An 11,888-nucleotide genomic window follows, 5' to 3' on the forward strand; every position below is an offset into this window, starting at 1 on the left:
CTGTACGTCGGCCCGCGGGTTCGCTCCACGCTTCCTCCCCACGGTCGGTCGCCCTTCCGCAGTTGCGCTTCGCTTCGATCGGGATGGCCTCCTCTCGGTCGGACTTACACCTACAAGACAGCGCCCATGCTGGACGCACAACAAACAGGGCGCCCGATGGCCGGGCGCCCCGCCGAAAAATCTCGCGGTGAACTTTACGGCGTCAGGTCGTCCATCTGAAGCGGCGTGAGCTCGCCGAAGGTGACGCCGACGGTGGTCTCGAACGGATCGACGAAGTCGGTGATGGAATTGCCCTCCACGACCGAAAGCGACCATCCTTCGAGAACCGGCTGCACCCAGTTGTTGGCCCAAAGCACCAGATGCGACCAATCTTCCGTGTGTGCGCCGTCGGGCGGGTAGCTCGCGGTACCGAAGGGGTTGTCGTCCTTATCCAGGAGGCCGACGTACATCTGCGCCTGGTTGCTTCCCATCATGGCCGAGATGATAAGGAAGCGCGGCGGCGTGTACGGGAAGTACGGCAGCGGCACCTCGTATTCCGTTTTGCCCAGTTGGAACGGTACCCAGCCGCCCGGCACGGAGTGGAACTGGTTGTCGCTGCCGATGCCAATCAGGCCGACGCGAAGCGGTTCGGCCTCGCCATTGGCGACGGCTTCCGGATCCGGCGAGAGCACCGCCGCGAAGTCGGGGTTCGAGAGGAACTCCTCGGGCACGGTGACACTCACGTTCAGCGAAAGCGGCGGATTCCCCGGAAGATCGCACACCTGGCGCGCGGCATCCGGCTCGGCCGGGCACGTCTCGAAGCAGTCGTCCCACTCGAAGCACCCGTTGCGGGCGGACTGGCGGGCGCGCAAACAGGCGATCCGGCACTGGGCCCAGGTTGTTCCGCTGTAGCGTTGGAGATTCTGCGCGAACTCGTCGCGGGTGAAGCCCTCGATCGTATCCTGATTCAGGCCAAGCGGCAGCGGATCGGTGAGATAGTCGGCCCACCAGCTTGGGTCGAACTCGCAACCGTTAAATTCGTTGTCCGCGGACAGGGGCGAGAACGGCATGTAAATTTCCACGTCGTCGAAATTTTCCCGGACGAAAGGCTGACTGTCGTTCGAGTTCGCCGGACCCTTGCTGTAGATGTTCCAGCCCGCGTCGCCCCAGAGCGTGAACAGGCCCGATGAGAGCGGCTGGTCCATATAAAACGCGAACGCCTGCACGTCGTCGGTATCGTCGAACTTCGTCTTTCGGGTGTTTTCCGTCGTGGTGAAGATGTTCGAGTTCAACTCGTCGATGCTCCATTCGCCGAACGTCTCGATCCCGATCGTTCCCCAGATGTAGCCCTGGAGAATGGCGAGCCCGAAGTCCTCGAACTCGAAGAAGTAGCTCTCGCGTTCGACGGTCTTGGGATCGATGAAGCCCTTGCCGATGTTGAACGGGTTGATGGCGTCCTCGTAAACCTCGAAGAAGTCCATTTCAAGTGAGGACACATTCGTACGGCCTTGCTGCCCGCCCTCATGGCCGTCCACGGAGAACGTGCCGGTGTAGGGCACCCCACGCTTGACGCATGCCGAGCGGTCCACGAAATCGTCGACCGCGTCTTCCCATTCGCCCTGCGTCATCGAGCCGAAATCCATAGCGCCAAGCCGCCCGCGCTCGATGGCGATATTCGTGAGCTGCACGGTGAACTCGTAGTCGCCGTCGATCAGCTCGTCGAAGGTGAAGCCGAGCATCTTGCCGTCCTCGAAGCTGTTGCAGCCAAGGGTGAAGTTCGGCTTGGGCGTGAAGGTGAACGTGCCGGTCGCGCCTTCGGTGAAGGTGACGGTGACGCGGCCGATGTGGAAGGTGTCGGGATCGTTTTCATCGAAGGCGTTGAACGCGCACTCGGCGTCCTTGTAGTCGAAGAAGAACGAGAGGCGGTCGTTGCCGGTGACGGAAACGCCGGAATCGAACTGGAACCGCTGGCCGCCACGCTCGACGAGGTAAATCACGTCGTCAAACGCCGGCGCGTACTGGTTGCCGCAACCGTAGGCATCCTCGGCGATGACGGTCTGGCGCCGGCAGTCGAGCACGCAGCTTTCAATGCCGTCCGCGGTGTTCTCGCCGGCGCATTCGGTCGTCAGGCAGGAGTTGTAGCGCGATCCCGCGCCGCCGTCCTGGTGGTTGTACATGTTCTGCGCGCAAGCGGTGACGGACCACGGCATTCCGGTGTCCGCGAAGCCCTCGGCATGGGAGCCCGTGTCGGCCAGAGCCTCGCAAAACTTGGTGTAGTCGGTGCAGCGCGGATCGATGGCGAAGGGCTCGTGGCTCTCGCCGGCGGGAAGCGCCGCCCACGCGGGCTCCTCGACGACGGGCGCGCTCTTGCCCTGACCGGGGGCGACGGTGCCCATGGTGACAAGTTGGTGCTCCACCGTCCGGCGATTTCCGGTCAGTTTGGCCTCGGCCTCGACGCCGTTGACGCGGTCCATGTAAACGAGCGTGTTCGGCTCGTCGATGTAACGCCCCTCGCGATAGCCGATGGCCGAGCCGAAACGCACCCAGCGGGTGAGCGTCTCGATGGGGATCTCGTAGTGCGTCTGTCCGGCAACAAACTTCGCCATGGCAAAGGCCTTTCCGCCGGTGGCGAACCCGTCCTCGCCGAAGGCGATCGCGATGATGCCGCCGGAGGGGCGAAGGAGCTGATAGAAGGTATCGCCGACGCCGTCGAGATCGCGGTCAAACGTGAATCCGCGACGCCCGGTCCGCAGGCCGGTGGCGTCGATTTCCGGGACCGGGCCCACGTCGTCGACCATCAGCCTGAAGGTATTGTAGCCGGCGGAGGGAAGCTCCACGTCGTCTTCGTCCTCGCCTTCGAGGCGGCAACCGAGTCCCGCGGTGGCGATGATCAGCGCCGCTACGACGATCCATCTGAATTTGTCAAAGGCCATCCTGGTCCGTCCTCCCCGCGAACGTTTTGCCGCCCGCCGGTTGTCGCTTGCCCGTCATTCGTCGAATCCGGTGCCCAGGCCGAGATAGAAGCGGAAGGGCCGCTCCTCGCGCTCGCGGTCCTGGAAGCCGTGGGCGATCTTGATGAAGCTGTCCCAGTTGTTGGAGAGCAGGAACATCGCCATGCGCACCTCGATGCCGGCGTCGGAGATCAGATCGTCGTTGACGTTGAACTGACCATCGCCCGTCTTGTCGAGCACCTTGTCGAGGTCGAACATGTCCTCGCGTTCATTCACGTGCGACCAGTAGTTACCGGTGTTGGCGAAGAACGAGAAGTAGAGCTTGTCGAAGTAGAAGGCCCACCAGCCCGCGTCGATTTCCCGGATGAGCGGGAAGCGGTAGTCGAATCCGACGACGGCCATCGTTTCGCCCTCGAGCGAGTAGTTCTCGTAGCCAAGGAACGCGCCGTTGTCCGAGAAGGCGCCAAGGCCCGTGACGAACATGCCGCCGCCGTGAAAGCGATCGTAGAAGTTGACGCGGCCGAACGAGTTTCCGTAGCCGTAGCCTTCGGGAACGGTTGAATGCGTGTACCCGAACTGGCCCTTGAGCGCGAGGGTGTGTTCCTTGCGATGCCAGCCGTGAAGCTCGAGATCTTCCCAGTCGAACCCGCCGGCCGGGATGACATCGTTGAGTTTTTCGAGCTTCCAATCGTGCCAGAACGGCATGCGCAGGTACTTGCGGAAAATCAGCGAGCCCTGCACGTAGCCGTAGTCGTTGAGCAGGTAATTGGAATCCGGATAGTGGCGCGCTTCCTCGAGCGTGATCGTATCGGGACTGCTGTAGAAATCGGCCAGGTCGGTGCCCATCTTCGCGCCGGTAAACGGCTCGGCGATTTTGGGCGAGGCGTAGGTGAAGGTCAGGTCGATCGCCCTGCCGCCCGTCGGATTGATGGAATGGCCTTCGGTCGTGTAGCTGCTCCAGCCGAGGTTCAACGCGCGGCTCGTGATCTGGCGGACGCGGGTGGAAGGCTGCTCCACGCGGATGTCCTGATAGCTGTAGTACGCGGAGATCATGCTGTCGTATCCGCCCCAGCGCGTGCCGATGAAGTAGAAGCTCGCGTCGAAATTCGCCTTGACGTCGAAGTTGAAGAACTCGAAGTCGGTGGCTATGGACGGGAAGATGCGGTGCAACGACAGGAAGGTCGTCACCGGCAGCATGTAGTTTTCGTAGAAGACGCTGTAGCGCTGCTCCTCGCCGACGTAGACCACGAGGAAGATGAGGTTCGTGTCGACCGCGTCGGCCATGAGGACCTGGGCGCCGACCTGCAGGCGGGCGTCGTCGTAGTTGACGATCGGGATCCACACCCACGTGCCCCGGTGGTCCTTCATGATCGGAAGGATCTGGCCGAAGCCGTTGAAGACGTCGTAGTCGCGCCCGACGATCTGCGGCGGCGGGTCGTTCATGGCGAGGATGTACTGCACGTCTTCCGGCGTCGCTTCGAAGCGGAAGTCCTCGACCTTCTTGTTCATGAACAGCTCGCGGGGAATCTCGTAGGAGCGGTAACCCCAGCTCGTGAAGTACGCGTAGGTGACCGCGCTTCCGTCGGACTTGACGTACGGCATGAAGGCGCCGCCGAGCACGTTGGTGAGCTGCGTCAGCTCGCGCGTTTCGATGTCGATGCTGTAGAGGTTGAAGATGCCCGTGCGATCGGACGAAAAGACGACGCTCTTGCCATCGGGCGACCAGTAGGGATCGCGGTTGTCGTAGTGGTCGAATGTCAGCGGACGCAGGTTCGAACCGTCGGCATCGAGTAGCCAGAGATCCTGGCGGCGTTCGCGGAACATGAAGAAACAGAGCGTCGAGCCGTCGGGCGACCATTGCGGCGTTCCGAGCTGCGTCAGATCGTCGAAATCAAGCAGCATGTGGTGGCCGGAGCTGCGGGGATATTCCATCACCGCGAGCTTCTGCGAGCCGCCTTTGTTGATGATGAACGCGATCTTGTCGCCGTTCGGGCTGAACGTCGGCTCGGAGGCGCGAAGCTGGTGCGTGACCTGCTTTTTCTTCTTGCCTTCGACCTCGTAAATATGGAGGTCCGTGTACTGGTAGCCGCGCCATTTGTCGGTCCCCAGCTTGGCGTAGATCAGCATCTTGGAGTCAGGCGACCAGGAGAACGATCCGTAGAGGCTATCGACCTCGATGGGCTTGGTGTCGTTGATCTTCGTCGGATCGGGGTTGGTCTTCTTGATGTAGATCTTCGACCGGAAGCTGTAGTTTCCGTAAGACGACTGCGCCGCGACGTATTCGCCGTCCGGGCTGTACTGCGTGTGGAAGTTCGCCTGGCCGGGGAAGTGCCATTTTTCGACGTCCGTGAGTTCGTCCCACGGCTTGTCGTCGTAGTCCTTGATCTTCATCTGGAAGCCCTTGACTTCCTTATCGACCAAGCTCGCGACCTGGCGGTTGTACTTTTCGGTCAGGTAAGTCTTCCAGCGGTCGTAGAGCTGCTCGCGCGTCATGCCGAGCTCTTTTTCGACCATGGAGCCGTAAAACGGGTGGAACCCGGCGCCGGCCTCGTGCCACATCTTGGCGGGCGCGTCGAGGCCCCAGACCTCGCCGATGTAGGTGTTCAGCGAGAAGCCGGAGTTGTAGACCATTTCACGCTGGAAACTGGCCTTGCTGTCGTAGTTGATGTCCATCTCGTCGATGGTGAGCATGTGGTCCTCCAGGACCATCATGCGCATGATCATCTCGCGGTGGCTGTCGTAGAGATCGCCTCCGTAGAGCTCGGCGTCGTACTGCGCGACGCCCTCGATCATCCAGGTGGGGAGCGTTTCCGTGCCGTAGATGATGCCGGCGCCGGCGTCGAAGTTGTATTTTCGGCTCGTGCGCGAGCCGCCGATCAGGACGCCGAAGAAATTCTCGCGGAACTTCGAGGCGGATTTCAGCGAAATGATGTGGGCCAGCTCGTGCGCGAACACGTCGTCGATCCACTCCGCGCGGCCGCGGAGGGGATAATAGAGGGTGCTCGCCCAGAGGGTGATCCAGTTGAAATTGTGGGCCGCCCAGCCGTTGGAGTAGTCCTCGGTGTCGATCAGGACGACGTTGAGCTTGTCGTAGAGCTCGTAATTGTACGTGCGGGCGTCGTGCTCGTAGATGTCCTCCGCCACCTTGTACAGGTAGCGGGCGAACATTTCGACCTCGGGGTAGTAGTAGATGACGAAGTGCTCGGTTTCGACGTATTTCCAGTCGAGTTCGGGGTGGTTCGCGCCTTCCTCAAAGAGGATGAAGGAGGCGTTGGCCGCCGCCGGGGCGAGCGTCATCACCGCGAGGATCAAGGCCAGCGCGGCCGCCGTATTTCGGATCGCTCGGGTCATGGTCCCTCTCGGCATCGTCGTCGTGTGCCCTTCCGCCAAAACCGTCAAAACCGCCTTTCGATGTGTCTTCATCACTGCCACCTCTTGATCAGGCCGAGGGTGTAAGTGATTCCGACGGCTTCGTAGGTTTCCAGATCAAGCGGCGGCAGGAAGAAGCTCCGGGATGTCACCAGGAAGCTTCTCTGGCCCGCCATCGGGATATCGGCGCCGAAGAAGAGATCGCCGGTGAAATGGTCGAGCAAGCCGCCGAAATCCTGCCAATGGACCTTCGGCTCCAGGCTGGCCATGTACCCGGGGGTATCCTCGACGATGTTCGAGTTGCCCTGATTGTCCTGAAAGCGCGAATTCCAGAGGCGCTGCATGTAGTGCGCCTCCGTGGCCAGGACGAGCTTGCTCAGGAAAAACTTGGCGTCGTGCCACTGCAACGCCAGTTCGAAATCGCCCTTGACCTGATCGGCCAGGTCCATCTCGCCAGGCGAATATTTGGTGGCCGCGGGCAGGCGCCAGTTATAACCGCCGTGCGCCTCGACCGACACGTAATCGAAAAACTGCTGCTTGACCGCGAGGCCGGCGTAGAAATCCGGCGTGCCGGTCGTCAGGTAGGTTCGGACCTCGGAGCCGCGGCGCGGGTTGTCGTTGCCGGTCGGCGCCTTGTAGATGAACTCGAGCGCGATGTCGGTCGTCGGGTCCTCCGCGCGGAACAGCGAATACGCCGACCAGACCTCGACATCGCCAAGCTGCGGCAAATCGGCCTCCCAAAGCTTCCAGAGCTCATGGTGGTCGACGAAGTCGATGAAAGCCTCCTCGACCGTGGTGCCGTAGGTGTTGTCGCGGCCCGTGCGGTAGTTGGGACCGTCCGGATCGGTCAGCAGCGTCTCTTTGTAGACGAAGGGGAAATTCACCCCGGCCGACCAGCGGTCCGTGAAGCCGCCGGCGAATCCGAGGTTGAAGGTCTGCTTTTTCGACCGGAATCCACCCTCGACAAGATCGCCGTCCTCATCCCAATAGTGCTTCGCGAATTTATACTGAAAAGACGTGGTTACCTCGTAAACACGCCGCGAATAGACGATCGGCTGCGCGACGTACGCGCTCGGGTATTCGAAGGGGCGGTTCAGGCGATGGTCGATCGTCGCCTCCCCCCAAAAATCCTCCTCGCCTTCCTCTTCGTCGTCATCGGCCGCAAACGCGTAGGCCGCGCCGAGCACGAAAAGAAGAAGGCAGGTCACCAACAAGACCCGGAGCTTCATCATACGCATCCTTTCGTTGGCGTATCCTGCGCGTCCTTGACAATCGCCGGGAAAATTATCCGGCCCTATTAAGGGATTTGCCCAGCCCTGTCAAGCAACGCCGCCGTTTTTACGCCGTTTCGCCGATCCCGTTCGCCCGTTTGAGCGCCACGCGCGCCCCGGGCGCGAAAGCCTCGCCTGGCCTGCCGCCTCGCCGGCTCGCGCGCCACCCGAATAATCCCATTTTCAACATCGAAAATGTGGATAACTATTTATTTTCAATGCACTAAATTACACCGCTTCAATCCTCGATGATTTCCACATTGGCGCGCGGCACCGTCACCGGCGCCGTCTCCCCGTCCAGCAGCACGCCCAGAACGCGCGCGCGGCTGCCGGAATCCAGCACCGCCGGCGCCGAGGGCAGATCGACCACCTTGCCCAGGCGCCCGAAATACGGCACGCGAATGACGCGCACCGGCATGCCCGCCTCAAGCCCCTTGGCCACGACCGCGGCAGCCGCCTCGCCCGTCGCCGCCGCGGGGTCGGTCGGAATGATGACCTCCGGCCGGATCACGCCCGCGCGGATCTGCGTCGCGCCGTTGATGCTCGCTTCCTGTCCCTCGTGCGCGCGCAGCAGATCGAACGTGCGCTCGGCCATGCGGATCTCGCCAAAGCCCTCGGTCGTCACGAGCGTGACCCCGAGCTTTTCATGCCCGGTGATCGCCACGCCCAGGTCGCGCCCGAGAAACGCCCGCAAATCCTGATCGTGGAAGCCGCCGGCCACGACGCCGCGCACCTTGTGCGCGATCGCCTTTTTGAGCGCCGCCGCGGTGACGAGGCTGCCGCCGACGACGATCTTGCCTTCGTGTTCGGGCTTGATGTGCGCCTCGTCCAGGCGCTCGCCCGGATCGGTGCAAGCCATGACGATCGGGCCGTGCGTCTCGCCGCCGACGCCGAAGATGCCCTGAACGAGAGCGCCGTGCGTCTCCACGACGCACCCCTCGCCCTCGATGATCTCGACGACGCGGCCGCGCACGTAGGCGCGGACCTCGACGGGGATCGGCGCACCGCGCAGTAGCACCTGGCCGGTCACCTTGTTCACGTCCTCGATGGTGCCGTCGATCGTGGCCTTGGCCTCGGATTTGAACATGCCGAAAAAGCTCGTCGAACGCGCGATGGCTTCGCCCTTTTCGCAGGCCTCGTCGATCTTCTTCACCATCGCCGAAGGGACTTCTTCCGGAGACAGGCCGAGCGTCCCCGCGACGTTGACGAGGGTCGCCTCGCCGGGAAGGCTCGTGCGCGCGACGATGTCGTCCGGAAGGACGTCCTGCCCGACGGTCACGGCCACTTCGCCGGTGAGCGGGAGAATGCGCCGCTTGCGCAGCGTGACGCCGGTGGCGACCTTGAGGCCGGGGGTGTAGGCGTGCGACATCTTACCCCGTCCTTTCGCGAACGAATTCGCGGTCGGGGTAAACGTCAAGCTCGCGGATCCAGGCGGACAGCTTCGCGACGCGATCCGCCGCCGCGCCCGGCAGCTCGATCGGGCGTCCGCGGCCGTCGAGGATCAGCCCGACCGTGCCGCCGTGGACCTCGCGCGTGATTTCCTGCCCCTTGCCGGCGCCGCAATCGACGCCGCGCACGGGCTTCATCGTGACCTTCGCGGTGGTCGCGTCCGCGAGCGGGAAAAACTTCATTTCGCCCGCGGCAAGCGAGCCGGATTCCGTTTTGCCTGCCGGGAATTCGATGCTGTACGCGGCCAGCTCCTTGCCCGGCTTCACCGCGCCGACCGGCGCGACGCATTCGCCCAGATAAACGAGGCAGTCCTTGACAAACACCTCCGTCGCGGCGGTCGGATGCACCTGCGCGGTGACGCCCAGGTGCGGCATCATGAAGATCGAATCCTTCGCGAGGCGCGTGAATCCCTCGGGCTGGAACGCGTCGATCAGCATCATCGCCGTCTGGCTCATGAGCGGGGCGTGGGAGAGCACGCCGCCGGAGGCAACGAGCAGATTCAGCTTCATCATGTTGACGAGCGTCTCACCGGAGGAGGACTGATCGAAGGTGTCGCCGATCGTGCGCTGCTGCTGCACGCCCTTGAGCGTGGTGGCGAACGATTTGTGCTGCACGAACGCCAGGCGCAGCGCCTCGCGGGCGACGGCCTGCTCGAAGATGAGCGCCTCGAGCGTTTGCGGGATCGTCGTCGGGCGGATCATCTTGTTCTTGACGGAATCGCGCAGGCCGATCTCGTCGATGTCGAAGGGCACCCAGCGCATCACGTTCGCGAGGCCCGCCTCGGCAACGACGTTGGAAATGGAATAGCTCATGCCGAGGTTCGCGGACACCGTGCGGTTGAACTGTCCGTCGAACACCGAGAACACGTCCGTCGTGGCGCCGCCGATATCGACGCACACGGCGTTGATGCCCTGATCCTCGGCGATCGTCTTCAGGATGTTCCCCACGGCGGCGGGCGTCGGCATGATCGGCGCGTCGGTCCACTCCATCAGCTTGCCGTAGCCCGGCGCCTGCGCCATGACGTGCTCCATGAACAGCTCGTGGATCTTCTCGCGCGCGGGGGCGAGATTTTCCTGTTCGAGCACCGGGCGGAGGTTATCGACGATGAAAAGGTCGGTCTTGGCTTCGAGTTCCTCGGCGATGTATTCGCGCGCGTCCTTGTTGCCGGCGTAGATGACCGGCAGCTTGTAGGCCGACCCGAGGCGCGGGCGGGGATTTGCCGCCGCGATGATTTGCGCCAGTTCCACGACGTGGCTTTTCGTGCCGCCGTCGATGCCGCCGGAGACGAGCATCATGTCCGGCCGAAGCTGGCGGATACGCTCGATCTGCTCGTGCGGTAGGCGGTTGTCGTTGGAACAGATGACGTCCATGACGATCGAGCCGGCGCCGAGCGCCGCGCGCTCCGCGGATTCGGCCGTCATCTTGCGCACGACGCCCGCGACCATCATCTGCAATCCGCCGCCCGCGGACGACGTGGATATATAAAGGTCGCAGCCCTCGCCGTCGCGCGCGGGGCGGATGATGCGGCCCTCGTCGTCCACGAGCCGGCGCCCGGCGAGCTCGCCGACCTCCGTCACGGCGTTGAGGACGCCCATCGTGACGTCCTCGAACGGCGCCTCGACGGTCGTCGGCGCCTCGCCGCGGTGCGTCTGGCGGTATTCGCCGTTCACCTTCTGGATGAGGATCGCCTTCGTCGTCGTGGACCCGCAGTCCGTGGCGAGGATGACGTTGACCTTTTCGGGATCGATCGCGCTCATTGACCCTCTGCGTTCTCGTCCTTTTTTTCCGGGCCGAACGGGGGTTCGGCGCTCCCGGGAGCCGTCTCTTCCATATTCGCCGGGGTTGTCGATTTCCGGCCCGCTTTCGCACTCGCGATCCGCCCGGCTTGCGCCGCTTCCGCCGCCTCGAGCGCTTCCAGAAGCAACTCGACGCTGCCGCGCCGCTCGAGGATCACGCGAAAGCGCGTGTAGCTTTCGAAATCGAAAAATCCCTTGACGATCGGTTCGAAGAACGCAAGCGCCTGCGAACCGAGAAAATTGAGCGGCCGCGCCGACTCCAAAAAGAGAAGCGCGGGAACGCCCATGCCGCGAGCGACGACCTTGTCCGCCACGCGGCGGCAAAGGGCGCGCTCTTCATCCGAAAACGTCGCGTCGGCCTTCGGGTCGATCGCGAACGCATGCCTCAACTTGTCAAAAACGCTCATCGCTCACCCGCCGCGCGCCGAAGTTCCTCGATCCGCCCGGCAACCTCATCGCGCCTGTCGCCGCAGCGCAGGAACAGCCCGCGATGCCGCTCGATTCGCGACGGCTCCGCGAACGGGCTCAGCAGCACGCCGCCTTGCGTCTTGACGACGCGACGCACGCGGTTCCACGGCCGCGACTGCGTCCAGAGGATTCCCCGCGCGCGCACGCCGGCCGCGTCGATCTCGTAGCGCATCGGCAGGAAATATTCCCGAAGCCCGATCGCCAAGAGCACCGCCCCGATGGCCGCCCACGCGATGTCGCCGGTGAAGGCGACGACCGCCGCGAGCGCCGCCGCGCACACGGGCGCGACGACGAGAATCGTCGCCTTTCGCTCGACGACCGGCCAACTGACCCACGAAAACGGGGCCGGATCGCCGGCCGGCGCGGTGCCGGGATGCTCTTTGTTTGTCACGAAATCGCCGCGAAGACGCGGGGCAGATTTTTAGGGGATGCAACGCGATGCGTCAAGGGAGGGAGGAGCGCAAATGAGGATTGAGGATCGAGGATCGAGTGGAATCGCAAGCCTCACTCAAAGACGCGGGGACGCGGAGGGCGCGAAGATGTCGGAGCCGCAAACGCAGGCCACGCTCCGAGTGGGGCCGGAGTGCGCGGGTCGCGCGTCCTTT

The 11,888-nt window shown here is 63.3% G+C and carries 7 protein-coding genes; all 7 read right to left on the reverse strand.

The window, feature by feature from the left end; translation table 11 throughout:
- Positions 1-194: 194 nt before the first annotated feature.
- The 7 genes from K8I61_03080 to K8I61_03110 all read right to left on the reverse strand — a co-directional run bounded on the left by K8I61_03080 (position 195) and on the right by K8I61_03110 (position 11,674).
- A complete protein-coding gene (locus K8I61_03080) occupies positions 195-2,912 on the reverse strand; it encodes a hypothetical protein (GenBank protein MBZ0270992.1) in 2,718 nt (905 codons plus the stop codon).
- A 54-nt stretch (positions 2,913-2,966) separates the two neighbouring features.
- Positions 2,967-6,281 (reverse strand): hypothetical protein, encoded by a 3,315-nt coding sequence (locus K8I61_03085; GenBank protein MBZ0270993.1) that lies wholly within the window; start codon positions 6,279-6,281, stop codon positions 2,967-2,969.
- Positions 6,282-6,352: 71 nt separating this feature from the next.
- Entirely contained in the window at positions 6,353-7,531 is a 1,179-nt protein-coding gene (locus K8I61_03090) for a hypothetical protein (protein MBZ0270994.1), read from the reverse strand.
- Positions 7,532-7,808: 277 nt separating this feature from the next.
- Positions 7,809-8,939 (reverse strand): hypothetical protein, encoded by a 1,131-nt coding sequence (locus K8I61_03095; GenBank protein ID MBZ0270995.1) that lies wholly within the window; start codon positions 8,937-8,939, stop codon positions 7,809-7,811.
- Position 8,940: 1 nt separating this feature from the next.
- On the reverse strand, positions 8,941-10,776 hold the full coding sequence (locus K8I61_03100; protein ID MBZ0270996.1) for a glutamate mutase L: 1,836 nt from the start codon (positions 10,774-10,776) through the stop codon (positions 8,941-8,943).
- Positions 10,773-11,222, reverse strand: a complete 450-nt coding sequence (locus K8I61_03105) for a hypothetical protein (GenBank protein MBZ0270997.1) — start codon at positions 11,220-11,222, stop codon at positions 10,773-10,775. The genes K8I61_03100 and K8I61_03105 overlap by 4 nt, the downstream gene beginning before the upstream one ends.
- Positions 11,219-11,674, reverse strand: coding sequence for a hypothetical protein (locus tag K8I61_03110; GenBank protein ID MBZ0270998.1), 456 nt, complete (start codon positions 11,672-11,674; stop codon positions 11,219-11,221). Before K8I61_03110 ends, K8I61_03105 begins: the two co-directional genes overlap by 4 nt.
- Positions 11,675-11,888 lie beyond the last annotated feature (214 nt).

The sequence above is a fragment of the bacterium genome (assembly GCA_019912885.1).
GTDB lineage: Bacteria > Lernaellota > Lernaellaia > JACKCT01 > JACKCT01 > JAIOHV01.